This window comes from Xanthobacter cornucopiae (assembly GCF_043195065.2).
In the GTDB taxonomy this organism is placed as follows: domain Bacteria; phylum Pseudomonadota; class Alphaproteobacteria; order Rhizobiales; family Xanthobacteraceae; genus Xanthobacter.
Map to the genome: position 1 here is coordinate 634386 of NZ_CM195531.1, position 26675 is coordinate 661060.

Sequence of the window (26675 nt, forward strand, 5' to 3'; positions counted from 1 at the left end):
CTATCACCTCCCATTTGCCGCCAGCGCAAACACCCAGTGAGGGCAAACGGGTAGTAAAAATGAAGATTGCGGCAATTATGCTACACGAGTGACGCGAATTCGAGCGCTTTCGCAACCCCCGCATCACAATTGATGACTCCACGTCCCACGCAGGCCGCTCCTTCGTGAAGTGGATCGGAGGTGTCGCGGATGATGTCGGCCACGACCTCCGGGCGCAGGGTCGGCGCCACCGAGAGGATGAGCGCGGCGAGGCCGGCCACCTGCGGGCAGGCGCCGGAGGTGCCCCACCAGCCCATCTTGCGATAGCTGCCGCCCCAGGGCACCTCGCCATAGGTGGGGGCCACGCAGTCCGGCTTCAAGCGATTCACCGCCCACTCCCCGGGACCCCGGCTCGAATTGGCGTGCGGTGTCAGCGGATCGCAATTGGTGAGGGCGCGGTTGACGGTGCCGACGCTGACGATCTGGTCGTGGGAGTTCGGCCCCCAGATGGTGTTGGGGCCGCATTCGCGCGGGTCGAAGTCGCATTTGACGTCGTAATGGTTGTTCCCCGCCGCGAAGCACACGAAGACGCCGCGCGCGATGGCCGACAGGATGACCTGGATGTAGGGATGGTCGATGGGCAGCACGTTGGGCGGCGTGCAGGTGTAAAGGCCGTACGAGTTGGTGACCACCAGCGGGCCGGGGAGGGTCCCTTTGTCCCGCAGCATGTTGATGTTGTCGAACACCCCGTAAAGGTCGTCGGAGGTCAGGTTGGTCCGCGCGGCGAGCACCGTGGCTTCGGGGGCCACGCCCTGGAAGCGGCCGCCGGCGTCCCGCGAGCCCGCGGCGATGGCCGCGCACATGGAGCCGTGCCCCACGGCATCCGCCCAGTGGTCGCCGCGATAGTGGGTCTGCAGGTCCACCCCGAGGCGTCGCGCGGCGGGAATCTCCTTGAGCTTCCCGGATATGCCGGTGTCGACGACGGCGATGGTGACCCCCTTGCCGCGGGTGTGCGCCCATGCGCCCGGCGCGCCGATCTGCGCCACGACGTCATCGAGGGAGAAGTCGTGGTCGTCTTGTCCGGCGGTCGTGTGCCAGTCCGTCCCCGCGTCGTCGTCATCCTCGCCGAGGGGAAAGACGCTGAACTGGACATTCTCGTAGATCGTGGCGCCGTTCTTCTCCAGCCAGTCCCGCTCCTTGTCGCTCACGTCCAGGGCGAGAACATCCGGCTGCGTGGCCGAGGGCCGGATATAGCGTGCCGCGCGCTCTTTCGAGGCGACATTCTGCAGGATGTCGATTTTCAGCTTCGCCGTGGGCACCCTGACGAACACACGCTCCATCGCATCCCCCCATTCCTGCCGGTCGCCCGCCCGCGAGTCGGCCACAGGATCGGCCACGGGAATTGAATATGCAACCTATGGAGGCTTGCAAGTACTTTGCAATTGTTCAGCCGGGACCCCGGCCCTTCACCGCCCCTTAACCCGGCGCCGCCACACTGCGACCCGTGAGTAAGCGTTGCGTAGGGTTGCGTCATGCGTAGTGTGGTCAAGGGGGCGCCCGGGCGGGTGGCCCGCCAGTACGGCGAGCACGCGAAAAAGCCTGCGGTCATCCCCTTGACCACAAAAACCGCGCCGCCATTGCCGCGCGACGAGGTGCTGGTGGGCGACAGCATCCTGGAGCTGTCGCGGCTCCCGGCCCATTCCGTGGACATGGTGTTCGCCGACCCCCCGTACAATCTCCAGCTCGGCGGCGAGCTGAAGCGGCCCGACGAAAGCCGGGTGGATGCGGTGGACGACGCCTGGGACCAGTTCGAGAGCTTCGCCGCCTACGACGCGTTCACGCGGGCCTGGCTGCTGGCGGCGCGGCGGGTGCTGAAGCCGAACGGCACGCTGTTCGTCATCGGCTCGTACCACAACATCTTCCGCGTCGGCGCCGCGATGCAGGATCTGGGCTTCTGGATCCTCAACGACATCATCTGGCGCAAGGCCAATCCCATGCCCAATTTCCGCGGCCGGCGCTTCACCAATGCGCACGAGACGCTGATCTGGGCCGCCCGCGATGCCGATGCCAAGTACACTTTCAATTATGAGGCGCTGAAGGCCGGCAACGAAGACGTGCAGATGCGCTCCGACTGGCTGTTTCCCCTGTGCACCGGCCAGGAGCGGCTGAAGGACGAGGCCGGGCGGAAGCTGCACCCCACCCAGAAGCCCGAGGCGCTCATCGCCCGCATCCTGCTCGCCGCCACCAAGCCCGGCGACGTGGTGCTCGATCCCTTCTTCGGCTCCGGCACCACGGGGGCGGTGGCCAAGCGCCTGCGCCGCTCCTTCATCGGCATCGAGCGCGAGGAGGGCTATGCGACCGCCGCCCGCGCCCGCATCGACGCCGTGGAGCCGCTGCCCGAGCACACCCTCATCGCCCCGCCGAGCGCGCGGGAAGCCCCACGCGTCGCCTTCGCGGCCCTGGTGGAGCGCGGCTTCGTTTCTCCCGGCGCCGAGCTGACCGACGCCAAGGGCCGCTTCCGCGCCGTGGTGCGGGCCGACGGCACCATCGCCCTGGACGGCACGGCGGCGCAGGTCGGCTCCATCCATCGCGTCGGCGCCCTGGCCCAGGGCGCGGAAGCCTGCAACGGCTGGACCTTCTGGCATGTGGAGCAGGACGGCCGCCGCCACCCCATCGACGTGCTGCGCGCGCGCCTGCGCGCCGAAATGGGCATCGCCGCCGAATAGGCCCCGGGGCCCCTCGCGCCGGTTCCAGCCCCCGGGAGGCGATTTTCGCGCTGTCCGCACCGGGCGGACGACGGGGCGCGGGCCTCGATGCCGGGGGCGTCTTCCCGTCTATGCCAGCGCGTCGCGTCCCCTTGGCCCATGTCGCCACCGGGCTCGCGACCCGGCTCGAGACCGGGCTCGCGCCCCCGCCCGCGACCTTTGCATCGGCGCACGGCCGGCGGCCTCGCCGGCCCGCCCGAAAGCGCCGCGCCCTATCCCGCCCGCCCGTGGGCCAGCACCTTGCGCATGACGGAGGGCAGGGCCTCGCGGTCGAAGGCCTCCGGCAGGACCCAGCGATGGCCGTCCGGCGCCGGGGTGCTGGCGGGCAGGTCGGCGCGCTGCACGCTCAGCGTCAGCGCGAAATGGGTGAAGACATGGGCCACCGCGCCCGGCAGCGGGCGCCAGCGCGCCGCCAGGGGCGCGTGCTCCTGCGGCCGGGCCGGAGGCGGCCCCCACGGGGTTGAGGGCACCTCGGTCATCCGCGCCAGCAGGCCCTTTTCCGGGCGGGTGCGCAGAAGCACCGCCCCGTCGGCGCGCACGGCGAGGAAGGCGACCCCGGCGCGCTCCGGCTTCTCGGCCTTCCTTGCCTTCACCGGAAAGCGGGCCATGGTGCCCTCCGCCCGCGCCCGGCAGGGGGCGTGAAAGGGGCAGAGCGCGCAGGCCGGCGACTTGGGGGTGCAGATGGTGGCGCCGAGATCCATCATCGCCTGGGCGTGGTCGCCCGGCCGGTCGGCGGGCACCAGCGCGGCGGCCAGGGCCTTGATGCGCGGCTTCGCCTTGGGCAGCGCTTCTTCCACCGCGTGCAGGCGGGAGACCACGCGCTCGATATTGCCGTCCACCGGGCTCGCCGGCAGGTCGAAGGCGATGGCGGCGATGGCCGCCGCCGTGTAGGGGCCGATGCCTGGCAGGTCGATCAGGGCCGCCTCGTCGGCGGGAAAGCGCCCGCCGTGGCGCTCCACCACCGCCCTGGCGCAGGCATGGAGATTGCGCGCCCGCGCGTAATAGCCGAGCCCCGCCCAGGCCGAGAGCACCTCGTCCAGCGGCGCCGCCGCGAGGTCCGTCACCGCCGGCCAGCGCGCCAGGAAGGCGCCGAAATAGGGCCCCACGGCCTTCACCGTGGTCTGCTGCAGCATGATCTCCGAGAGGAAGACGTGGTAGGGGTCGGCGCGAGACCCGCGCTCGGCCCGCCATGGCAGGCGGCGGCGGTGGGTGTCGTACCAGGCGAGCAGGGCGCGCGGATCGGGCGCGGGGGATGGCCGTGTCGCGGCGGCGGGGGGCGTGATCATGGCGCCAAGGTGGCCGCGCCCGCGCGTTCGGGCAAGGGCGTCTCGATAACGGCGATGGGACGGCCGGAGACGAAGGCGGGCCATCACCGGGCCACAAAGGGACTCCACACGCGGACGATGCCTGCCGGCGCGGCCGCTCCGCGCCGGCGCGAAGTCCGTCTCCAGCTCGCGGAACACCATGAGCCAGCCCGTCAAGCGCGCCTTCCGGCCCCGCAATGCCCGTCCTCTGGCCGATTTCGTCGCGCCCACCATCGCCGACGTCTGCGGCAAGGCCGGCTTTTCGGTGGTCGAGGTGGTGACCCACTGGGACGAGATCGTGGGGCCGGACCTCGCCCCCCGCAGCCTGCCGCTGAAGCTGCAATGGGCGCGCGGCGGCGAGACCGAGCCGGCGACGCTGGTGGTGCGGGTCGAAGGTGCCTACGCCATCGAGATGCAATATGCCGCCGCAGTGGTGATCGAGCGCATCAACGCCTATTTCGGCTGGCGCTGCGTCGGGCGGCTGACGCTTCGCCAGGGGCCGGTGCCGCCGCGCCATGCCCGCGCGGTGGTGATGCCGCCGCCCGATCCGGCCGCGGTGCGGGCGATGCGGCAGGAGATCGCCCAGACCATCGGTGGCTTCGAGGACGAGGCCCTGGCCGCCTCCTTGTCCCGTCTCGGCGCCCTGGTGCGGCGCGAGCGCGGCGGGCCGAAACGGGGCGGCTGAGGCGGCCTCGGGCGTGGGGCGGGGCCGGGCGGCCGGCGTGCTGCGGCCGGCGCCGGCCGGCACATGACCGATCTGTGATCGCCGGAGGATTTGCCGCCACACCGCCGGCATGCTAGCGCGCTTGCGTTGGTGCCGTGGGGCTTCCGCCCCAGGCTTCCCCATGGAGACGACCCATGACTTTCGACCGCCGCCGCGTCCTCGCCGGAGTCGGCGCCGCCGCCGTGCTCGCGGGCCTCGGCCTGCCCCTTTCGCCGCGTGCCGCGCTGGCCCAGGCGGCCGATCAGGCGAAGCTGCTGGCCCCCGCCGCCACGCCGCTGACGCAGAAGGTGCTCGGCGATCCCAAGGCCCCGGTCACGGTGGTGGAATATGCCTCCATGACGTGCAGCCACTGCGCGGAGTTTCACACCAAGGTGTTTCCCGAGCTGAAGGCGAAATATATCGACACCGGAAAGGTGCGCTTCATCTTCCGCGAGTTCCCGTTCGAGCCGGTGGCGACCGCCGCGTTCATGCTGGCGCGCTGCATGCCCGACGACAAATACTTTCCCATGGTCTCCACCCTGTTCGAGACCCAGCGCAGCTGGGCCTACAGCCAGGACCCGGCGGCGGGCCTGTTTGCGGTGGCCCGGCAGGCCGGCATGAGCCAGGCCGAGTTCGAGAAGTGCCTGAGCGACAAGGACCTGGCCCAGAAGGTCCAGGAGAGCGCCCGCTACGCCAATGCCGAGCTGGGCGTGAACGCCACGCCCACCTTCTTCATCAACGGCAAGAAGATTTCAGGCGCCATCGGCATCGCCGAGTGGGACAAGGAACTGGAGCCCCTGCTGGCCGCCAAGTGAAGCCAGGGGCCGGTGAGTTGGACGCGTGGGTTCTGGTCGAGCCCGCGCGGTGCCCGAGCGAACCCGTCTGGCACCGCTCAAGGACCGGGGCGATGCGCTGATCTTCGCGTTCGGTCCTGTCCGCGGCGGGCGGGGCGCGTTGGGGCAAGGGTCGTGAGACCCGGTGTGTCCATTGTCAGGACGATTGGCACATTTGGTGGCGTAAATGCCCGGAGGGCGGGCCTCGTCCGGGCTCTGCCTGCCGGCCAGCGCGCGGTGTTGCAGACGGCGATGTGCGATGCTCTGGCGCCTGATGGCGTCTGGCGGCTTGATGATGGCAGCGGCATTGCCGAAAAGCGGCTGGGCTTCATGTCCTGGTTCCCGCGTCGGGCCGGAACACGTTTCAAGCCGGATTATCGCGGGGCAACGTCACCCGCGATAATCCGTGCTGTTGGGGATAAGGTCGCTCGGCGGAAGCCGCCAGGCGCGGCCGCGCATCGCATGGCGGATTGCGTTCACGATCTCGCGCAGTGGCCAGGGCCGCGGTCGCTCCGTTCGCGTCGGCGCCGGCGGCCGCCGGCGTCACGCTCATCCGTCATGCCATCGGCCCCGGTCTTCGACCGGTGCAAAGCGGGTTCGCTCAAGCGCCGCTCGGGCTTGACCAAAGGCACACAAGGCAAGCTCGCGGGCCTTTGGTATCAGATCCGCTTCATATCGAAGTCCCGCGCGACCATGCGGCCAGCGAGTGGCTGGGGCCCGCTTCGCTCGCTCCAGCATGGTCTGAACGCTTCCTTGGAAACACCTGCGTCCCGACCGCTCGACCGTTTCGGGGAGGGGTTCCAAGAAGGGATCTCAGACTCGTTTCAGGAAGCCGTCCGCGGAGGCGGTTATGGCGATCTTGTGTTCGATGGTGAGGTCGGTCTCCAGCATCAGCGGCGCGCCATCCAGCCCCACATGGGGCGTTTCCCGGAGAGACTTCTGATAGGCCCAGACGGCGGTCTTGGGATTATTGCCCTTGCCCCAGGGGCGGTCGGCGCACATGCCATCGGGCAGATCCTCCACCCCAGTGTCCCACACGACCACATAGGACCCCTTGGTGACCATCGGCGCATAGTGCTCAAGCTCGGCCAGCACGTGGGCATGTGAGTGGTTGGAATCCAGGAACACCATCACCCTTTGCGCGGCGGCTGCCTGGGAGCGGATCTGGCTCACGATCTCCTCGTCGATGGAGGAGCCCTGGAGCATCTGAATCTTGGGCGCCAGCGGATGCGCTTCAATGGCGGCACGATTATGGGCCCGGATGTCGATGTCGACGCCGATCACCCGGCTGGTCCCGGCCCGCGGATCGAGCGGGATGCCCTTGGCCATGGCATCGCAATAGTCGATGAGCGCCAGCATGGAGGCGCTCATTATCAAGGAGCCGCCATGGGCGATGCCGGTTTCGATGATGAGGTCCGGCTTCACCTTCCAGACCAGTTCCTGGATGGCATATATGTCCGTGGGCACCTGAATGATGGGGCGGCCGAGCCAGGAGAAATTGTGCGCGTAATTATGCCTCAAGCATTCCCGTACCCAGATGTTGGACAGGCCGATGAAGTCACGATCCTGGCCGATGCCTGCGACGTTCTTTGCGACGTAATTGGCGAATGTTTCTTCTGGTGTCATCACACGTTCCATTTTATCCTCTTGATGCGCGATGCGCATTTCTTATGAGGAAGGGGCTCCAATGGCACCTGCCTCATCCCTGCCGGTTCCAGCATAAAAATAACATAATTTAAATGTGAATAATCGGCCACCGCATGCGCGGGGCGACTTGGCTTCGCGCCCGGTTGCGGGTGGCGGTGGAGTATGCGGCGATCACCTCGTCCCTGCTCAGCCGGGAGCCCGGCATCCCGTCCCCGAAGGGATCCGAAGCTCCCTTGGGGAACGCAAACCCGCGGGCTTGGTCGAACAGTGTGGGCACTGCGGACTGGGCCGACAGCTTAAAGCGGCCGTCGCTCGTTCCGGCAAGGGGCTCGATATGGTCATTGCCGTCCTGCGTGTGGCCGCCGCGCATGAAAGCGGCGAGGCGGGGCTGTGTTCAAGAGCATAGGGTTTCACGCCGCCTTTGGCCATCACGTCGAGCATTGCCCATTCCGGTAGGTCGAGACGGCCGCGCGCCAGCGCCGGACCATGCAGCAGGTGCGTGCCATCCCGTGAGACGACGGCGAGGTGCGCCTTGCCCGCGAGCCTCTGGTCGCCCGCTCCGGATGGCCGGCCGGCCGGTGCGCGGGGTCGATGGATCTCCACCCGCACGTCCGGTCTTTCTCCATGCGCTGGCGCGGCGCGTCGAAACCGCTGATCTAGCGGCCCACGATCAACAGGGGGGCGGGGATAACTGCAGGTTCCTCGACGCGCGCTCGTGGATGGCTGGCTCGGGCGCCGGCGGGCCCTCGGGATGCCCCTGGCGGTGGGGCCGTCCAGCCCCTCCAAGGCGGCAACACGGTGGCGACAAGCGATTCCGCCGCACCGGCGCATCTGTGCGGCCGTCTCTAAAGTTTGTTTAATTTCATAATGTTAAATGGTCGGAGCAGCAGGATTTGAACCTGCGACCCTCTGCTCCCAAAGCAGATGCGCTACCAGGCTGCGCTATGCTCCGACACAAGGGAGAACCGCGCCACTGCTACATTCCAATGCCCCCGAACGCAAGTGCGATCGATGGCTTATGAGGACAGAAAACGAACAGAACGGCCATGTCGCGACGTCGAGGCTCGGAGAAGTCCCGGATGATGTTCTGCCGTTGTTCTCGGTCATGTGGTCAGGGATAAGGCCCTCCTTCCTCAACTCCACCCCGCTCCCCAAATACGCCCGGTCCGCCACGCTCCGCGCCACATGCGGATGGGTGGGCGGGACGCGCTCCAGCGCCCGGTCGATGCGCACGTAGGTGCGGTGCCCGGTCATTTGACCCGCGGCTACCGTCACCGGCTGCAGCCTTGTTCCACCCCGCGATGGGAGCGGTCGGGACGATGGAATTGAAGGGCTGGCCGGCGTATTGAGAAGCGGCTTCCTTGGGGGGATTTCGCGATGATCCGATCCATCAAACTCTTTGTGCCGATCTTCTGCATGGTCTTGGTTTCTCCGGCTCATGCCCAGCCACGGCCGGAGATTTGCAACAGAAGCAAGTCGTGCTTCATGACCTTCAACGGGCCGGATCGGGGGTTCTGCGAGGCCTATGTCGAGGGGAAGTCCTGCTTCATGGCCTTCAAGGATGCCGTGGACATCGGCTGGTGCCAGACCATCCGCGAGGGGAAGTCCTGCTTCATGGCCCTGAACGGCCAGGAGCGGGCCCAATGCGAAGCGGGACGGATACCGCGTGAGCATCGGTACTGGCTGAGACTCTGCCGCCGCTGAGCCCGGAGGGCCCCAGGAGCCCCGGGCCGCTCGCGCCCGCCGCCGGTCGCGGCGGGTGGAGGTGCTCACAGGGCGAGGGCTTCCGCGCCGGGGGGCGGCAGCGCCTGCGGCATGGCGCGGAAGCTGATACGGTTCCGGCCGGCGCTCTTCGCCTCGTAGAGCGCGGCATCCGCCTGGCTCACCAGGGCGTCCACGCGTTCCCCGGGCATGACCCGTGCCGTCGAAACGCCCACGCTGACGGTCACGCCCACCTCGACGCCATCCTTGATCAGGGCGATGTCGGCAATGGCCGCGCGCATGCGCTCGGCGATGAGCAGCGCGCCGTCGCTGCCGGTGGCGGGCAGCAGGACCACGAATTCCTCGCCCCCGAAGCGGGCCGCGAAATCGCCCGGCCGGCGGATGGCGGCCTGGATCTGCCGGGCGATCTGGGCCAGGATCTGGTCGCCGAACGGGTGGCCGTGACGGTCGTTCACCTGCTTGAAATGATCGACGTCGATCATCAGTAGCGACAGGTCCTTCTGGTCGCGGGCGGCGCGGCGCATCTCGGTCTCGGCGGCCATGCCGAAGCCGCGCCGGTTCGGCATGCCGGTCAGCGGATCGGTCAGCGCCATGGTCGCGAGCTGCTCTTCCATCTCGTAGCTGTGGCGCAGCGCGCGCCTGAGATTGACGATCACGTACAGAAGCAGACCGCAGACGGCGATGGTGAGGCCCGACAGGATGACCGCCTGGATGAACCAGTGCCGGAGCGCCTGATCCACTGAAATGCCCACCACCAGGAGCAGCGGAAAGGCGCCGATCCTGCGGCTGAGGAAATAGCGCTTCACGCCATCGATGCTGGCGACGGTGATGAAGCCTTCTCCCGGCTGCGCGAGGGATTTCTGGAACGAGCGGGAATTGGCGACATTGGTGCCGGCATTGCCGCGGCCGTCGACGGAGGGCTGGCGGTAGATGATGGTGCCGTCGGTGCGCACGAGGCTGACCACGCTGCCGGGCCCAAGGTCGAGCTTGCCGAACAGGCTGCGGAAATAGGACAGCCGCACCACCGCCACGGCGACGCCTTCAAAGGTGCCGCCCAAGGTGGCGAGGCGACGGCTGAGGGCGATGCTGGGGTCGCCGGAGCGCACCCGGCTGTCGAACGGAACGCTGATGAAATGCGGCCTCGGCCCGTTCTGCTGCGCGGTGAAATAGTCCCGGTCGGACAGGTCGACGGCGATGGGGGTGGTGTAGCCGGAATAAAAAAGCACCTTGCCGGCAGTGTCCAGGACCAGCATGGAACCCAGGAATTCCGCGCTCGCCGACCGGTCGAACAGCAGCATGTCCCGCGCATGGGGCGACGCCGTCGCCAGCTCCGGCAGGCGCAGCGCCTGCTCCACCCCGTCCAGGGACAATTCCAGGATGGACAGGTTGCGCTCGATGCTGGCGGCCAGGGTCTGCGTCATGTTCTCGGCCGACCGCTCGATGTCGCGCCAAGTATCGGCCCGGGAGCGGATCAAGACATAAGCCTGAATTGCGATGATCATGAAAATGATCAACGCAGTCAATAAGCTTAGTAACGGGCCACGAGTCAGGCGGCGCAACAACCCAAAAGACATGCCTCAACCCATGGGCCCAGAAGATATCCTATAATATCGGGAGCGGCTGTCGAATTCCAGTTTAATCACCGGTTGCGTCACGTTTCCGGATAAGACTGTAAGTGTTGTAAATTCCCGTTTAGGTTGATTTTTTTCGGAACTCAAGTCTTTGTTCGCCGGGCCGTGCGGGGCCCGGCGCGTGTTCTTCCGGCGGCGCGCCGGCGGGCGTCGCGCTCACGCTACGATGACGGGCACGCGAGTCGCCGGCGGCGTGTTGCGCGAACGCTCGGTCCGCACGAGACCGTCGATGATGGTCATGCCGATGCCTGGCAGGTCGCCCAGGCGCACGCTGTCCAGCAGGGTCTTGCCGGCGGAGTGCTGGGGGGTGTCCATGATGACGAAATCCGCCGCCCGCCCCACCTCGATCAGGCCGCAGTCCAGGCCGCGCATGCGGGCGGTGTTGCCGGTGGCGAGGCAGAAGGCCTGTTCCGCCGGCAGGTCGCCGAGCGACGACAGAAGCGCGATCATACGCAGGATGCCGAGCGGCTGCACCCCGGAGCCGGCCGGCCCGTCGGTGCCGAGGATGACGCGGGACAATTCGCCCATCTCCCGCGCCGTGCGCAGGGTGAACAGGGCCGAGCGCTCGTTGCCGTTGTGCACCAGTTCCAGGCCGCGCTTGCAGCCCTCGCAGATGCAGCGGATCTGGTCGTCCGGCAAGGCGGTGTGGCCGCCGTTGATATGGCCCACCACGTCGGCGTCGGTTTCCAGCACCACGTCCTTGTCGATCAGGCCGGAGCCGGCGATGGAGGGCCCGCCGGTGTGGATGGTGGACTGGATGCCGTATTTGCGGGCCCAGCCCACCATCCTGTTGGCGGTGGGCCCGTCCTTCACGCCGCCGAGGCCGATCTCGCCCAGCAGCCTCACCCCGGCGGACGCCAGCTCGCGAAAGTCGTTCTCCTCCATCTCGTGCTCGATCACCGGGGCGCCGGCGTGCAGCTTCACCCCGCCCGGGCGGAAGGCGGAAAAGGCCCGCTGGGCGGTGATGGCCAGCGCCTTGATGCCGATGACGTCGCGCGGGCGGCCGGGATAATGCACCTCGCCGGCCGAGATCATGGTGGTGACGCCGCCGTGGAGCGACGAGTCGATCCAGCCGCTCTGGTTCTGGCGCGGGGTCCAGTCGCCGGCCACCGGGTGCACGTGGCTGTCGATGAGGCCGGGCGACACCGCCGCGCCGTTGGCGTTGACGGTGGTGGTGGCGTGGTCGGCGTCCACGTCCTTGAAGCGGCCGATGGCGGTGATGCGGCCGTTCTCGGCGACGATGGTGTCGGCATCCAGGATCGGCCGTTCGAGATCGCCGCTGAGCAGCAGGCCGATGTTGAAGATGACGAGCTTGGTGGGCCCTTTGGGGCCGGTCTGGGCGTCGTGAGCCATGCCTGATGTCTCCGGAAGGATGGGCCGGAGAGGCGACGCGATCCCGGCCGTTTATTTGTAGGCATATAAACTTTAGAGCAATCCCGGCTGGCGTGTGAAGCGATTTCACCCGCGGGCCGGGCGGGCGGGAGGCCGGGGCCGGTCAGCCCGCGGGCGTGGAGTTTGGGGCGTGGGGCGGCATCCCGGCCCCGCGCCGGGTCGCCGGGCCCGGGTTCAGCGCTCGGCGAAAGCCTTTTCCAGCACGAAGTCGCCGGCTTCGCCATGGTTGCCTTCCGTGAAGCCGAGGCCGGTGAGCCTGGCCTTGAGGTCGGTCATCATCTGCGGCGATCCGCACAGCATCACCCGGTCGCGGGCGGCGTCGAGGGGCGCAAGGCCGATGTCGGCGGCGAGCTTGCCGCTGTCCAGCAGGGTGGAGATGCGGCCCTGGTTGCGGAACGGCTCGCGCGTCACGGTGGGGTAGTAGATCAGCGCCCGCCGCGCGTCCTCGCCCAGCAGGTCATGGGCCTGGAGCGCGGCCACCATGCCGTCCCCATAGGCCAGCTCCGCCACCTGCCGGCAGCCGTGCACCAGCACCACCTTCTTGAAGCGGGCATAGGTTTCCGGGTCGCGGATGATGGACAGGAAGGGGGCAAGTCCGGTGCCGGTGCCGAGCAGGTACAGGTTGGCGCCCGGCCGGAGGTTGTCGATGACAAGGGTGCCGGTGGCCTTGCGGCCGACGATGATGGGGTCGCCGTCCTTCAGGTGCTGGAGGCGGGAGGTGAGCGGGCCGTCGGGCACCTTGATGGAGTAGAACTCCAGCGTGTCCTCATGGTTCGGGCTCACCACCGAATAGGCACGCAGCAGCGGGCGCCCGTCCACCTTCAGGCCGATCATGGTGAACTCGCCGTTGCGAAAGCGGAAGCCGGGGTCGCGGGTGGCGGTGAAGGAGAACAGGCGGTCGGTCCAGTGGCGCACGGCGAGCACGCGCGCATCCATCAGGTTGCTCATGGGGACGGTCCGGTGGCTGGCGGCATAGGGGTTATATTGTTTGTATACAAATGAAATAGACCGGCCGCTTCCCCCTGTCAACGCGTGCTCAGCGGTGTCGGCGCGGACATTTCAGGCAGGCCTGCCGGGTTTCCGGGCAGGCCGCCGCGCGGCGGCCTCAATGGGGGCTGGGGCTGGCGCGCAGGCGCGCCACCGTGGCCTCGATGTCGCCCCAGGCCGGCGCATCGGGGGCGAAGGTGGCGCGGATGTAGCGTGTCAGCGCCGCGACCTGTTCGTCACTCAGGCTGTCGCGGAAGGCGGGCATGTCGCCGAGGTCGCGGGCGGCGGGGGTGGGGATGCCCTCCAGGATGATGCGGATGAGATTGTCGGGCCGTCCGGCATGGACATTGGTGTTGAGCGCCAGCGCCGGGCGTGCGCCCAGCAGGGTCGGGCCATCGTCGCCGTGGCAGGCGGCGCAGGCGCCTTCGTAGAGCCTGCCGCCCATCGTATCGAGCGGGCGCAGCGCCGCGCGCGCCCGGGCCTGGAGCGTGGCGGCGCGGGCCTCGGGGGCGTCGGGCGCGGGCGGGGCGAAGGAGGCGAGATAGGTGGCCATGGCGCGGATGTCGGCATCCGGCAGCGCCGACAACTCCCGGACCACCGGCGCCATGGGGCCGGCGGCGGTGCCGTGGAAGCGCGAGAAGCCGGTTCGCAGATAGGCGAACAACTCGTCTTCGGTCCAGGCAATGGGGGCCTTGGACAAAGCGGTGAGGGCCGGGGCTTCCCAGCCGTCCACCATGGCGCCGCCGAGATGGGCGGCACCCGTCCGCTCGGCCCCCAGCAGGTTGCGCGGGGTGTGGCAGGCGCCGCAATGGCCAAGGCCCTCCACCAGGTAGGCGCCGCGATTCCATTGCGGCGCGCGGCCGGTGTCCGCCGGGAGCGGGCCGGTGTTCAGGAACAGCGCGTTCCAGCCGGCCATGAGGGGGCGCAGGTTGAAGGGAAAGGCCATCCGCGCCGCCGGGCTCGGCGCCGGCACCGGCGGCGCGCTCATCAGGAAGGCGTACAGCGCCTGAAGGTCGGTGTCGGAGGCGCGGGTGAAGGCGGTGTAGGGAAAGGCGGGGTAGAGGTGGCGCCCGTCCCGGGAGATCCCCTCGCGCATGGCGCGCTCGAAGGCGGCATAGGACCAGCGGCCGATGCCGGTCTCCGGGTCCGGGGTGAGATTGGTGGAAAAGACGGTGCCGAACGGCGTCGCCATGGCCCGCCCACCGGCATAAGCCGCCCCGCCGGGGGCGGTGTGGCACACCGCGCAGTCGCCCAGTGCCGCAAGCTGGCGCCCGCGCGCGATCATGTCGGCGGAGAAGGAGGCCGGGTCCGGCGGCGCGATGGGGGCGATGGCGCCGCGCAGCGGCAGGGCCAGGGCCGCCATGCCGAGCGCACCGGCCAGCGCCGCGCCGGCCATGGCGCGCCACGGCCGCCTGCGCGGCGGCGGCGGGGCCTCCTCCGGCGCGGGATGGCCCAGCGCCGCGCGCACCCGCTCGGGCGTGAACGGCGGCTCGCGCATCCTGACCCCGGTGGCGTCGAAGATGGCGTTGGCGATGGCGGCGGCCGAGGGCACGGAGGCGGATTCGCCGGAGCCGAGGGGCGGCTCGTCCGGGCGCGGCATCAGCACCACCTCGATGACTGGCACCTCGGGGAAGGTGAGGATGGGATAGGCGCCCCATTCCCGGTCGGCGACGCCGGTGTCGGTGAAGCGCACCTGTTCCTTCAGCGCCCGGCTGGTGGACTGGATGACGTTGCCGTGGATCTGGTGCTCGATGCCGGCCGGGTTGATCATGAGCCCGGAATCCTGGCCCACCACCACCCGCTTCACGGCGACGTCGCCGGTGACGGTGTTCACCTCCACCTCGGCCACCCAGGCCGACCAGGCGGCGCCGTAGCCGGGAAACTTGGAGTGCACGTAGAGGGCATAAGCGAAGCCCTGGCCACGCACCACGTCGCCCGCGACCACCTCGCGACGCGCCCCGGTGCGGGGGACCCAGCCGGCGCGGGCCGCGACTTCCCTGATGAGGTCCACCGCCCGCGGGTCGTGCAGGTGGCGCAGGCGGTATTCAACCGGATCGACCCCGGCGGCGGTGGCCAGCTCGTCGATATAGCTCTCGTGGGCGAAGGAATTGGGCAGGGCCGAGACGCCGCGCAGCCACGCCGCGCGCACGATGGGCGCCATGTCGTGCACCTTCACCCGCAGGTTGTCGTAGGCATAGGGCGGAATGGCGGTGCGGTCGCCCATCTGGAACACGGGATTGTCGGCCGGCACCCGGCCGGTGAGCAGCAGCGCCAGGGTGGTGGCGGCGTTGGAGGGATAGCGGGTGGAGAAATCGTAGGCGGCGGGGGTGCCATCGGCGGCGATGCCGCCGGAGACCTCCATGAGCTGGGCCGCGCCCTTGGGTTCCCAGGCGTGCTCCTGCTCGCGGGTCAGCTGCACCCGCACCGGCCGGCCCACCGCCCGCGACAGCAAGGCCGCATCGGCGGCCACGTCGTCGGCGCAGTTGCGGCCGTAGCAGCCGGCGGCCTCGAACCGCAGCACCTCGATGTGCGCCTCGGCCATGCCCAGCAGCACCGAGATGTCGAGCCGCAGCGGATAGGGATTTTGCGTGCCGGCCCAGATGGTGGCGCCGTCCGCGCGCACGTCGGCCACCGCGCAGGAGGGGCCGATGGAGCCATGCATCTGGTAGGGCCAGACGTAGGTGCGGTCGAGCGGCACGGCGGCGGCGGCGCGGGCCGTCTCCACATCGCCCCGGTCGATCAGGGTGCGTGGCGTGGCGGGGTTGGCGCGCAGCGCGGTGGCAAGGTCCGACAGGGGCGGCACCGGCGGCGGCGCCTTCCACTCCAGCTTCAGCACGCGGGCGGCCTCCGCCGCCTGCTCCTCGCGCTCGGCCACCACGCCGACGAAGTCGCCCATGGTCACCACCGCCACCACGCCGGGGATGTGGGCGACGGACGCCTCGTCCACCGCGATCAGGCTCCTGCCGATGAAGGCGCCGGCGTCGATGCCGGCATAGGGCGGGCGCACCACCCGGCCATGCAGCATGCCGGGCACGCGCACGTCGTGGACATAAGTGAAGGTGCCGGTGGCCTTGGCGGGAATGTCCACGCGCGGCACCCGCTGGCCGATGATGCGATGCTCCGCCACCGGCTTCAGCGCCACCTGGTCCGCCAGCGTCAGCCGCTCGCGCCGATTGGCCAGCAGCGTGGCGTAGGAAAGCCCGGCGGCCGTGCCGGTGCGCGGATGCACCACCCCGCCGGTGACGGCAAGCCCCTTCGCCGGCAGGCCGAGGGCGAGGGCGGCGAGGTCCACCAGGTGCCGGCGGGCCTGGGCGGCGGCGCGGCGCAGCGGCTCCGCCGCCTTCTGGATGCTGTCGCTGGCGATGGTGGCACCCTGGTTGGGGGTGCCGGAGGTGTGGCCGAGCACCATGGTGACGGCGGCGAAGGGAACGTCCAGCTCTTCCGCCACGATCTGCGCCAGCGCCGTGCGGATGCCGGTGCCGAGGTCCACATGGCCATTGAAGGCCAGCACCTGGCCGGTGTCGTCCAGCAGCAGGAACAGGTCGAGCGCGCCGTCGGGCGGCGGGGCGGTGGGCACCAGGCCGTGCACATGCTGCGCCGGCCGCAGCACCGCCAGGGTGCCGGCGCGCGCCAGCAGCAGCGAGGGGGAGGGCGTGGGCTCGCTCATCATTCCCCCTCGGGCTGCGGCGCCGCGGGTGCGCCAGGGTTCCGCGCTGCGGGTGCGTCCAAGTCCCGCGTGGCGGGCGTGCGAAGGTCCTGTGCCGCCTGCAAGACGGCGCGCAGGATCTCCACATGGGTGCCGCAGCGGCACAGGTTGTAGCGCAGGGCTGCGCGCACCTGGTCGGGGCTGGGGTTCGGGTGGCGCTGCAGGAAGGCGGTGGCGGTCATGATCATGCCGTTGAGGCAGTAGCCGCATTGGGCGGCCTGGGCGGAGATGAAGGCGGCCTGCACCGGGTGCGGCGCCTCCAGCGTGCCGAGCCCCTCCAGGGTGGTGACGGCGCGGCCCTCCACGCTGCGCAGCGTGGTCACGCAGGCGCGCGCCGCCACCCCGTCCACGAGCACGGTGCATGCGCCGCATTCGCCCAGGCCGCAGCCGAACTTCGGGCCGTTGAGCGCAAGGTCGTTGCGCAGCACGTAGATGAGCCGGGTGTCGCGGGGTAGGTGAAAGCTGCATGCCGAGCCGTTCACGGTCAGGGCCACCGCCGCGCCCGCGGGGGCGGGGGCGGGGGCCATTCAGGCCCCTCCAGTGGTGTGCGGGCAGCCCTGCCGGGCGCCCCGAAGTGTTTGCAGTGCAATATGTTTCCGCTTCGCCATGGTGGCCGTTCCGGAACCGCAGGGAGCCCTGTTGTCTTTCCAGATTGTTTCTGTACGAATGAGGATCGTCAAGCGCCACATGGCCGAAGATGCCCATTAAGGCAGCGTGCCCATTCCTTGTGCTTGACAGGGACGGTGGCGGATACTTCATTAGTATACATACGAACCAGGTCGCAGCCGACGGCGTGTCGCGCCTCCGGCGGCGCCCGGTCGAGAGCTGCGAGCGAGGGCCAGATGCCTGACGAGACCACCACCGGGGCGCGGCCGCAGGGCGATGGCAGGATCCGCTGCGATGCCTGCCCGGTCATGTGCTACATCAAGCTTGGGCTTGCCGGCGCCTGTGATCGCTATGCCAATCTCGCGGGCGAACTGGTGCGGGTCGACCCCCATGTGGTGCTGGACCGGACCTTGTCCCAGGGCGGGGCGGTGGTGCCCTTCCATCGCGACGGCGCCTGGGATGGCCGGCTGGTCTCGACACCCGACACCTTCGTGACCGCCATCGGCGCCGGCACCACCTATCCCGACTACAAGCCCGCGCCCTTCATCGTGTCGTCGCAGGTGGACGGGGTGGATATGGTGACCGTCGTCACCGAGGGCATCTTCAGCTATTGCGGCGTCAAGGTGAAGATCGACACCGACCGCTTCCTCGGCCCGGAGCAGGCCACGGTTCGCGCCGGCGGCGAGCCGGTGGGCCATGTCACCACATCGGAATACGGCTCGCAGATGCTGTCCCTGGGCGGGGTGCACCACCTCACCGGCGGCGGCAAGAAGGAAGGGCGCCTCACCTGCGCGGCGCTGCTGGAGCTGTGCAACGGCAAGGCGGTGGAGCTTTCCATCGACGGCGGCGCCACGGTGGTGGTGGAGGCCGGCCGGCCGCCTGTCGTCAATGGCGTGGTGGAGGAGCGCATGCGGGTGGGCTGCGGCTCCGCCACCATCGGCATGTTCGCCAAGCAGTGGTTCGACAAGGCCGACGAGGTGGTGGTGGTGGACGACCACATCACCGGCGTGCTGTCTGAGCACCAGGCCGGCAAGGTGCTGGGCGCGCGCGACACCGGCATCAGGATGAAGGGCCGGCGCTCCACCCCCGGCCGCTATTTCCAGGTGGCGGAGCCCGGCACCGGCTGGGGCGGCACCAGCATTTCCGATCCGCTGTCCATCATCGGCCCGTTCGATCCCAAGGTGGCGTGGCCGGGGCTGCGCCTGTTCTTCATCTCCACCACCGGCGAGCACGCGGCCTATTACGAGCTCGACGACGCCCTGCTGCCGGTGCGCAAGGACCTGCCGCCGGCGCTCGCCGCCTCGGCCCAGCGGGTGAAGGACAATTGCGAGCCGGCGCTCGCCACCGTGCTGTTCATGGCCGGGGCCGGCGGCTCCCTGCGCGCCGGCGTCACCGAGGACCCGGTGCGGCTCACCCGCTCGGTCAAGGCGGCGCTGACCCGTGTCACCTGCGGCGGCGCGCCGGTCTATGTCTATCCCGGCGGCGGCATCACCTTCATGGTGGACGTGACGCGCCTGCCGGAGAACGCCTTCGGCCATGTGCCCACCCCGGCGCTGGTGGCGCCCATCGAATTCACGCTGCCGCTGGCCGACTACCAGGCCCTCGGCGGTCACATGGCCGAGGTGCGGCCCGCCGCCGCGCTGGCCGGGGAGGATGGCATCAAGCCGGTGGCGCCGCATCTCGATAATCCCTGGCCGCTGGCGCCCCAGGCCGGCAGACGCTCGCACGGCTGACCCATGACCGCTCGGCTTTTTCTTTTTCCCCCCCGGCGGCGCGGGTCCCGCGCCCGCCCGCCCCAGGCGGCGCTGCTGGCGGATGGCCGCCGCCTGCACCTGCAGGACGGTCCCATCGACCTCGTGATCGAGGCCATGGGGGAGGAGGATGCGGTGCAGGCCGCCTATGCAGCGGCGGTGGAGCGCTTCGGCGGCCTGCTGGCGGCGCTGTGCGCCGAGCTCGACGCCCTGCGCACCCCCTCGGGCCGGGGGGCGCCGGCGCTCACGCATCCGGCCGCCCGGCGCATGGGGCTGGCGGTGGCGCCCTTCGCCGACGAGGTCTTCATCACCCCCATGGCGGCGGTGGCGGGGGCGGTGGCGGAAGAGGTGCTCGACGCCCTGGTCCTGCCCGGCATCACCCGGGCCTATGTGAACAACGGCGGCGACATCGCCCTTCACCTGCCCGCCGGCGCGCGCTTCGCGGTGGGGCTGGTGGACCGGCCCGACCAGCCGCGCCTCATCGGCGCCGCCGAGCTGGACGCCGACGGTCCGGTGCGCGGGGTGGCCACCAGCGGCTGGCGCGGGCGCAGCTTTTCCCTCGGCATCGCCGATGCCGTGACCATCCTGGCCCCCACCGCCGCCATGGCGGATGCGGCCGCGACCGTGGTGGCGAACGCGGTGGACCTGCCGGGCCATCGCGGCGTTGTGCGGGTGCCGGCCTGCGATCTCAGTCCCGACAGCGACCTCGGCACGCTGCCCGTCACCCGCGAGGTGCCAGACCTGACCGCCGCCGAGCGAACCGAGGCGCTCGAGGCCGGCCTCGGCGTCGCGCGCGCGCTGGTGGCGCGCGGCCTCATCTGCGCCGCTGCGCTGCATCTCAAGGGCGAGAGCGTCGGCACCGGCCCCGGCCTTCTGTCCCTGCCGCCGATGGCGGCGGATGTTCCACCTTCCCCGCAACCCCGATAAGAGCGCCCCATGCCAGAGGTGAAAATTCGCAAGCGGCTCCTCGTCACCGAGGACACCTTCCACGAGGGCGGGCCGGTGGCGGCCACCCCGCGCCGGCGCGGCGCCATCCTGTGCGTGATCGAGAATCCGTTCGCCGGCCGCTATGTGGCGGACATCGCCGGCTTCATGGACGACCTGACGCCGCTGGGCGTGGCCCTCGCGGGCGACCTGCTCAAGGCCCTGGGGGGCGATGCGGCGGCTGTGGATGGCTACGGCAAGGGCGCCATCGTCGGCGCCGCCGGCGAACTGGAGCATGGTGCGCTGTGGCATGTGCCGGGCGGCTACGCCATGCGCGCGATCCTGGGCGAGGCCAAGGCCATCGTGCCCTCCACCAAGAAGGTGGGCGGCCCGGGCACCCGGCTCGACGTGCCGGTGACCCATGTGAACGCCTCTTATGTGCGCAGCCATTTCGATGCCATGGAGGTGGGGGTTCCCGACGCACCGCGGGCCGACGAGATCGTGCTGGCGCTGGTCATGAGCTGCGGCCCGCGCGTCCATGCCCGGGTGGGCGGGCTGGCGGCGGACCAGATCAAGGGCGAGGACGGCCTGAGATGAGCGCCAACATCCGCAAGATCGTCACCTTCGTGGAAGAGACCCTGACCGAGATGGGGCGGCCCGTGTGCCCGCCCACCCGCCGGGCGGCGGCGGTGGCGGTGATCGAGAACCCGTTCGCCGGCCGCTATGTGGAGGACCTCTCGGAGCTGGTCGCCATCGGCGAGGAGCTGGGCGGGCTCCTGGCCCGCCGGGCGGTGGAGGCGCTGGGCATCGCCGGAGCGGCGGCGCAGAGCTACGGCAAGGCCGCGCTGGTGGGCGAGAATGGCGAGCTGGAGCACGCCGCCGCCCTGCTGCACCCGAAGATGGGAACGCCGGTGCGCGCGGTGCTGGGCAAGGGCGCGGCCCTCATTCCCTCCTCCAAGCGGCGCGGCTGCCTGGGCGCCGAGCTGGATATTCCCCTGGGGCATAAGGACGCGGCCTATGTGCGCAGCCATTTCGACGGCATGCAGGTGAGCGTTCCAGATGCCCCGCGCGCCGGCGAGATCGTGGTGGCGGTGGCGGTCACCTGCTCCGGCCGGCCACTGCCGCGGGTGGGCGGGCTCACCATTGCACAGATCAAAGGCGAGGACGGGTTGCGCTAAGCTCACGTCGGGTTCGACGTGCGCTGACGGGAAGGTGCATCGAAAAACCAGAGGGGATGACCGTATGAAACGAATGATGGGCGTGGCGCTGGCGGCGCTGGTGCTGGCCACAGGCGCGGCAAAGGCGCAGCAGGGCGAAATCAAGGTCGGCGAGATCAATTCCTATTCGGCCCTGCCGGGCTTCACCGAGCCCTATCGCAAGGGCATGGAACTGGCGCTGAAGGAGATCAACGACGCCGGCGGCATCAAGGGCAAGAAGCTGGTGGTCATCTCCAAGGATGACGGCGGCAAGCCCGGCGACGCGCTGACCGCCGCCAACGAGCTGGTGTCGCGCGACGGCGTGGTGCTGATCGCCGGCGGTTTCCTCTCCAATGTCGGCCTGGCGCTGTCCGACTTCGCCAAGCAGAAGAAGGTGCTCTACGTGGCGGCCGAGCCGCTCACCGACGCCATCGTCTGGTCGAAGGGCAATGACTACACCTTCCGCCTGCGCACCTCCAACTACATGCAGGCCGCCATGCTGGCGGAGGAGGCGGCCAAGCTGCCCGCCAGGCGCTGGGCCACCATCGCCCCCAACTATGAGTTCGGCCAGTCGTTCGTGGCGGTGTTCAAGGAGCTGCTGAAGGCCAGGCGCCCGGACGTGGAGTTCGTGGCCGAGCAGTGGCCGCCGCTGAACAAGATCGACGCCGGCCCGGTGCTGCAGGCCATCGACGCCGCCAAGCCCGACGCCATCCTCAACGCCACCTTCGCCGGCGATCTGGTGAAGCTGGTGCGCGAGGGCAACACCCGCGGCGTGTTCAAGGACCGCGCGGTGGTGAGCTATCTCACCGGCGAGCCGGAATATCTCGACCCGCTGAAGGGCGAGACCCCGGAGGGCTGGATCGTCACCGGCTACCCCTGGTATGCCATCGACACGCCCGAGCACAAGGCGTTCCTCGACGCCTACCAGCAGCTCAACAAGGACTATCCGCGCCTCGGCTCCATCGTCGGCTATTCCACGGTGAAGAGCATCGGCGCGGCGCTGAACGCCACCGACGACCACTCCACCGAAGGCCTCATCAAGGCCATGAAGGGGCTGAAGGTCTCCACCCCGTTCGGCGACATCGTCTATCGGGGCGCCGACCACCAGTCCACCCTCGGTGCCTTCGTGGGCCGGACCGCGCTCAAGGACGGCAAGGGCGTCATGGTGGACGTGGTGTTCAAGAAGGGCGCCGACTACCTGCCGAGCGAGGCCGAGGCGGCCAAGCTGCGGCCGGCCAACTGATGGGCGCGCGGGGCGCGTCCGCGGACGCGCCCCGATTTCCGCCCCCTGATTTCCGCGGCTCGGCGTCCATGGCTTGAGTGCCGCGGCCCGGTTCTCGCGACCGGCCTTCCGCCCTCGACGGCGGGCGGCCACAACAAGAACACCACCTTCCATACCGGTGAACGAAAGGCGGAGCCGTGGAATTCCTCCTGGTCCAGGCCCTCAGCGGGCTCGCCAGCGCCGCGTCACTATTTCTGGTGGCGTCGGGGCTCTCCATCATCTTTGGCGTCACGCGCATCGTGAATTTCGCCCACGGCGCCTTCTACATGCTCGGCGCCTACGCCGCTTTCACCCTCACCGACCGTTTCTCCGGCCCGCTGGGCTTCTGGGGCGGGCTGGTGGTGGCGGCGCTGGCGGTGGCGGCGGTGGGCGCGCTGATGGAAATGGTGCTGCTGCGCCGCATCTATCAGGCGCCGGAGCTGTTCCAGCTGCTCGCCACCTTCGGCGTGACGCTGATGGTCCAGGATCTGGTGGTGCTGATCTGGGGCCCCGACGACCTCATGGGGCCGCGCGCCCCGGGCTTCACCGGTGCCTTCAGCGTGCTCGGCCGGCTGGTGCCGGCCTATGACGTGCTCTTGATCGTGCTCGGGCCGGCGGTGCTGGGTCTGCTGTGGCTGTTGTTCCACCGCACCCGCTGGGGCGTGCTGGTGCGCGCCGCCACCCAGGACCGCGAGATGGTCGCCGCCCTGGGCGTGAACCAGAAATGGCTGTTCACCTCCGTGTTCGCGCTCGGCGTGTTCCTGGCGGCGCTGGGCGGCGCGCTGCAGATCCCGCGCACCACGGTGACCCATTACATGGACCTGTCCATTATCGTGGAGGTGTTCGTGGTGGTGGTCATCGGCGGGCTCGGCTCGGTCGCGGGCGCCTTCATCGCCGCGGTGCTGGTGTCGGAACTTAACGCCTTCGGCATTCTGGTGCTGCCCAAGATTTCCATGGTCACGGTGTTCCTGGTGATGGCGGCGGTGCTGGTGGTGCGGCCCTGGGGCCTGTTCGGCAAGCCGGACACCACGCCGCGCGCCAGCGCCGGCATGTCCTTCCGCCCCTGGAAGCCCATGTCCGTGGTGGAGCGGGCCGGCGTCGGCCTGGCGGTGGCGCTGGCGGCGGGGCTGCCGCTGTTCGCCGGCAGCTATGCGCTGAGCGTCGGTTCGGAGATCCTGGTGTTCGTGCTGTTCGCGGCGAGCCTCCAGTTCATGATGACGGTGGGGGGGCTCGCCTCGTTCGGCCACGCCGCTTATTTCGGCCTCGGTGCCTATGGCGCCGCGTTCGCCGTGACCTATCTCGGCGCGCCCATGGAACTGGCGCTGCTGGCCGGCCCGCTGCTGGGGCTGGCGGGGGCGGTGCTGTTCGGCTGGTTCTGCGTGCGGCTGTCGGGCGTCTACTTCGCCATGCTCACGCTCGCCTTCGCGCAGATCACCTGGTCGGTGGCGTTCCAGTGGGTGGAGGTGACGGGCGGCGACAACGGCATCCTGGGCATCTGGCCGTCGGCCTGGGCGTCGAGCCCGCAGGGCTTTTTCTGGCTCACCCTGGCGGTGGTGGCGGCGGGCGTGGCGGTGCTGCGGGTGCTGGTGTTCTCGCCCTTCGGCTTCGGGCTGCGGGCAGCCCGCGACAGCGCGTTGCGGGCCGAGGCCATCGGCATCGATGCCAAGCGCACCCAATGGGCCGCCTTCATGGTGGCGGGCACCTTCGCCGGCATCGCCGGGGCGCTGTTCGCCTTCCTCAAGGGCTCCGTGTTTCCCGAGACCCTGGCCATCCCGGTGTCGGTGGACGGGCTGGTGATGGTGCTGCTGGGCGGCATCGAGACCGTGTCCGGCGCGGTGGTGGGCGCGGTGGTCTACAAGGCGCTCGCCATCTGGCTGATGAGCCAGACCGAGCTGTCGAAGCTGGTGCTCGGAGCCATCATCGTGCTGCTGGTGGTGGCCTTTCCCAAGGGCATCGTCGGCTTCCTGGAGGACTGGCGCCATCGCCGGCCACCGGCGCCGGGCGGGGCCGGGCCGCAGCTGGCGGGGGCCGCCGCGCCGGGCGGGCCGCCCGATGCCCTCGGCATCGCCAAGGTGGAGGCCGCCCGATGACCGCGCTGCTGGAGGTGAGGGGACTGGTGAAGTCCTATGCCGGGGTGCATGCCGTGCGCGGCGTGTCCTTTTCCCTGAGGGCCGGGGAGATCCTGGCGCTGATCGGCCCCAACGGCGCTGGCAAGAGCACCTGCTTCAACATGCTGAACGGGCAGATTCGCCCCAATGCCGGCTCCATCACCCTGGCGGGCGAGGAACTGGTGGGCCTGCCGCCGCGCGCGGTGTGGCGGCGGGGCGTGGGGCGCACGTTCCAGATCACCGCCACCTTCTCCTCCATGACGGTGCGGGAGAATGTGCAGGTGGCGCTGCTCTCCCATCATCGCCGCCTGTGGTCGCTGTTCGGCCATGCCGGCGCCGCCTTCCGGGACGAGGCCGACGCGCTGCTCGCCCTGGTGGGCATGGCGGGGGAGGCGGAGCGGCCCTGCGGCGAGCTGGCCTATGGCGACCTGAAGCGGCTGGAGCTGGCGGTGGCGCTGGCCAACGCGCCGCGCCTGCTGCTGATGGACGAGCCCACCGCTGGCATGGCCCCCAAGGAGCGGGTGGAGCTGATGCGCCTCACCGCCGCCATCGCCCGCAAGAAGGAGATCGGCGTGCTGTTCACCGAGCACGACATGGACGTGGTGTTCGAGCATGCCGACGCGGTGATGGTGCTGAACCGGGGCGAGCTGATCGCCCGCGGCGCCCCGCAGGAGGTGCGGCGCGACCCCCATGTGCAGGCCATCTATCTCGGCGAGGGCCTGCTCTACGCTGCCAAGCACCGCGCGGAGGCCGTGCAATGAAGCTCGATGTCTGCGGCCTCAACAGCCTGTACGGCCAGGCCCACATTCTGTTCGATGTCGCCTTCGCGGTGGGGGAGGGCGAGGTGGTGGCGCTGCTGGGCCGCAACGGCGCTGGCAAGAGCACCACCTTCCGCTCGGTGGCGGGGCTGGTGCCCCAGCGCTCCGGGCGGGTGGTGTTCGAGGGCGAGGATGTCTCGCGCCTGCCGGCCTATGAGATCGCCCGGCGGGGCCTCGGCTATGTGCCGGAGGACCGGCGCATCTTCACGGACCTGACGGTGGAGGAGAATTTCGAGGTGGGCCGGCAGCCGCCCCGCCCCGGCGTCGCCACCTGGACGCCGGAGCGCCTCTACGCCCTGTTCCCGAACCTCGGCGAGATGCGCAAGCGCCCGGGCGGCCACATGAGCGGCGGCGAGCAGCAGATGCTGACCATCGGCCGCACCCTGATGGGCAATCCCTCCCTGGTGCTGCTGGACGAGCCTTCCGAGGGGCTTGCCCCCAAGATCGTGGAGCAGATGGCCGACGCCATTCTCGCCATGAAAAGGGAGGGACTCAGCATCCTCCTCTCGGAACAGAACCTGCACTTCGCCCGGCTGATCTGCGACCGCGCCTACATCATCGAAAAGGGGCGGATCCGGTTCTCCGGTTCCATGGAGGAACTGGAGGCCAATCCCGAGGTGCGGGATGCCTATCTTGCGGTGTGAGGCGCCCCGGCGCCGGGGGGCGGGCGGGCCGGTCGGGTCGCCCGCTTTCCATCTTGAGCTCCAGGGGAAGCTCGGCAAGACTGTGACGCGCGGGCGCGTCGGCCATGCGCAGCAACGATCCGCCCCACCCGGCGGATGGGGAAAGGCGAAACGGTGAGCGTCAAGGCTCCATCCGGCACCCGGCGGCGGACGAGGCAGACGCCGCCCGCTTATGTGCTCGACACCCAGGTGGGCTTCGTGCTGCGGCAGGTGGCGCAGCGGCACACCACCATCTTCACCAGCCGCATGGGCGAGGACATCACCGCCACCCAATGGGCGGCGCTGTCCAAGCTGTTCGAGAAGGGGCCATGCTCCCAGAACCTGCTCGGCCGCCTCACCGCCATGGACGCGGCCACCATCAAGGGGGTGGTGGACCGGCTGGTGAAGCGGGCGCTGGTGGAGACCCGGCCCGATCCGGAGGACGGCCGGCGCCTCGTGGTGGGGCTCACCGCCGAGGGCGCGGCCTTCGCGGAGCGCGCCATTCCCCTCGCCCGCGAGATCACCGAGGAAACCCTCGCCCCGCTGGACGCCGGCGAGCAGGCCCAGTTCCTGGCGCTGCTGGAGCGGCTGAAGTAGCCGCCCGCCGGTGCCCGCTCCGCGCAGGCGGCTGCGGGCGTTCGCTTCCCGGTTCGCACCGGCGGGCGCAGGCAGGGGCGCTG

Annotated in this window: 21 protein-coding genes and 1 tRNA gene; 13 read left to right on the plus strand and 9 right to left on the minus strand. The window is 69.8% G+C overall.

The window, feature by feature from the left end; genetic code table 11:
- Nucleotides 1–80: 80 nt before the first annotated feature.
- Nucleotides 81–1319 (minus strand): S8 family peptidase, encoded by a 1239-nt coding sequence (locus V5F53_RS02800; protein ID WP_393996949.1) that lies wholly within the window; start codon nt 1317–1319, stop codon nt 81–83.
- A gap of 192 nt (nt 1320–1511) precedes the next feature.
- Between V5F53_RS02800 and V5F53_RS02805 the strand changes: the two genes are divergently transcribed.
- The gene (locus tag V5F53_RS02805) at nt 1512–2705 is read left to right on the plus strand and encodes a site-specific DNA-methyltransferase (RefSeq protein ID WP_393996950.1); all 1194 of its coding nucleotides are present in this window, start codon (nt 1512–1514) and stop codon (nt 2703–2705) included.
- A gap of 251 nt (nt 2706–2956) precedes the next feature.
- Here the strand turns inward: V5F53_RS02805 and mutY are convergent, their stop codons facing one another.
- Nucleotides 2957–4030 carry an A/G-specific adenine glycosylase gene (gene mutY, locus V5F53_RS02810; protein WP_393996951.1) on the minus strand — a complete coding sequence of 358 codons (1074 nt, stop codon included), beginning with the start codon at nt 4028–4030 and terminating at the stop codon, nt 2957–2959.
- 178 nt (nt 4031–4208) lie between these two features.
- Here mutY and V5F53_RS02815 point away from each other — a divergent pair, with 178 nt between their 5' ends.
- Together V5F53_RS02815 and V5F53_RS02820 are read left to right on the plus strand one after the other, a co-directional pair.
- Complete coding sequence (locus tag V5F53_RS02815) at nt 4209–4733, plus strand: DUF721 domain-containing protein (RefSeq protein WP_393996952.1); 525 nt, start codon at nt 4209–4211, stop codon at nt 4731–4733.
- Between the two features lie 173 nt (nt 4734–4906).
- Entirely contained in the window at nt 4907–5566 is a 660-nt protein-coding gene (locus tag V5F53_RS02820) for a DsbA family protein (protein ID WP_393996953.1), read from the plus strand.
- 831 nt (nt 5567–6397) lie between these two features.
- Here the strand turns inward: V5F53_RS02820 and V5F53_RS02825 are convergent.
- Nucleotides 6398–7210 carry a cephalosporin hydroxylase family protein gene (locus tag V5F53_RS02825; RefSeq protein WP_393996954.1) on the minus strand — a complete coding sequence of 271 codons (813 nt, stop codon included), beginning with the start codon at nt 7208–7210 and terminating at the stop codon, nt 6398–6400.
- Nucleotides 7211–8106: 896 nt separating this feature from the next.
- Nucleotides 8107–8183, minus strand: a tRNA-Pro gene (locus tag V5F53_RS02830).
- A 425-nt stretch (nt 8184–8608) separates the two neighbouring features.
- On the opposite strand from V5F53_RS02830, the gene V5F53_RS02835 reads away from it, so the two are divergent.
- On the plus strand, nt 8609–8935 hold the full coding sequence (locus tag V5F53_RS02835; RefSeq protein WP_393996955.1) for a hypothetical protein: 327 nt from the start codon (nt 8609–8611) through the stop codon (nt 8933–8935).
- 65 nt (nt 8936–9000) lie between these two features.
- Here the strand turns inward: V5F53_RS02835 and V5F53_RS02840 are convergent, their stop codons facing one another.
- The 5 genes from V5F53_RS02840 to V5F53_RS02860 form a co-directional block, all read right to left on the minus strand.
- The gene (locus V5F53_RS02840; protein WP_393996956.1) at nt 9001–10455 is read right to left on the minus strand and encodes a sensor domain-containing diguanylate cyclase; all 1455 of its coding nucleotides are present in this window, start codon (nt 10453–10455) and stop codon (nt 9001–9003) included.
- A 285-nt stretch (nt 10456–10740) separates the two neighbouring features.
- Nucleotides 10741–11937 (minus strand): amidohydrolase family protein, encoded by a 1197-nt coding sequence (locus tag V5F53_RS02845; RefSeq protein WP_393996957.1) that lies wholly within the window; start codon nt 11935–11937, stop codon nt 10741–10743.
- 213 nt (nt 11938–12150) lie between these two features.
- Nucleotides 12151–12924, minus strand: coding sequence for a ferredoxin--NADP reductase (locus V5F53_RS02850; protein WP_393996958.1), 774 nt, complete (start codon nt 12922–12924; stop codon nt 12151–12153).
- Between the two features lie 157 nt (nt 12925–13081).
- Nucleotides 13082–16630, minus strand: coding sequence for a molybdopterin cofactor-binding domain-containing protein (locus tag V5F53_RS02855; protein ID WP_393997030.1), 3549 nt, complete (start codon nt 16628–16630; stop codon nt 13082–13084).
- Entirely contained in the window at nt 16630–17196 is a 567-nt protein-coding gene (locus V5F53_RS02860; protein ID WP_393996959.1) for a (2Fe-2S)-binding protein, read from the minus strand. Before V5F53_RS02860 ends, V5F53_RS02855 begins: the two co-directional genes overlap by 1 nt.
- A gap of 315 nt (nt 17197–17511) precedes the next feature.
- On the opposite strand from V5F53_RS02860, the gene V5F53_RS02865 reads away from it, so the two are divergent.
- The 9 genes from V5F53_RS02865 (at nt 17512) to V5F53_RS02905 (ending at nt 26592) form a co-directional block, all read left to right on the plus strand.
- Nucleotides 17512–19008: a 6-hydroxynicotinate reductase gene (locus V5F53_RS02865; RefSeq protein WP_393996960.1), complete on the plus strand. Its 1497-nt coding sequence runs from the start codon at nt 17512–17514 to the stop codon at nt 19006–19008.
- A gap of 3 nt (nt 19009–19011) precedes the next feature.
- Nucleotides 19012–19953, plus strand: coding sequence for a UPF0280 family protein (locus tag V5F53_RS02870; RefSeq protein ID WP_393996961.1), 942 nt, complete (start codon nt 19012–19014; stop codon nt 19951–19953).
- Nucleotides 19954–19962: 9 nt separating this feature from the next.
- Nucleotides 19963–20547, plus strand: coding sequence for an amino acid synthesis family protein (locus V5F53_RS02875; RefSeq protein ID WP_393996962.1), 585 nt, complete (start codon nt 19963–19965; stop codon nt 20545–20547).
- Nucleotides 20544–21128: an amino acid synthesis family protein gene (locus V5F53_RS02880; RefSeq protein ID WP_393996963.1), complete on the plus strand. Its 585-nt coding sequence runs from the start codon at nt 20544–20546 to the stop codon at nt 21126–21128. The genes V5F53_RS02875 and V5F53_RS02880 overlap by 4 nt, the downstream gene beginning before the upstream one ends.
- 64 nt (nt 21129–21192) lie before the next feature.
- Nucleotides 21193–22389: an ABC transporter substrate-binding protein gene (locus V5F53_RS02885; RefSeq protein WP_393996964.1), complete on the plus strand. Its 1197-nt coding sequence runs from the start codon at nt 21193–21195 to the stop codon at nt 22387–22389.
- A 176-nt stretch (nt 22390–22565) separates the two neighbouring features.
- Complete coding sequence (locus tag V5F53_RS02890) at nt 22566–24497, plus strand: ABC transporter permease (protein WP_393996965.1); 1932 nt, start codon at nt 22566–22568, stop codon at nt 24495–24497.
- Nucleotides 24494–25276, plus strand: coding sequence for an ABC transporter ATP-binding protein (locus V5F53_RS02895; protein WP_393996966.1), 783 nt, complete (start codon nt 24494–24496; stop codon nt 25274–25276). The genes V5F53_RS02890 and V5F53_RS02895 overlap by 4 nt, the downstream gene beginning before the upstream one ends.
- On the plus strand, nt 25273–25977 hold the full coding sequence (locus V5F53_RS02900; protein ID WP_393996967.1) for an ABC transporter ATP-binding protein: 705 nt from the start codon (nt 25273–25275) through the stop codon (nt 25975–25977). The genes V5F53_RS02895 and V5F53_RS02900 overlap by 4 nt, the downstream gene beginning before the upstream one ends.
- 135 nt (nt 25978–26112) lie before the next feature.
- The gene (locus V5F53_RS02905) at nt 26113–26592 is read left to right on the plus strand and encodes a MarR family winged helix-turn-helix transcriptional regulator (RefSeq protein WP_393996968.1); all 480 of its coding nucleotides are present in this window, start codon (nt 26113–26115) and stop codon (nt 26590–26592) included.
- Nucleotides 26593–26675: the final 83 nt, after the last annotated feature.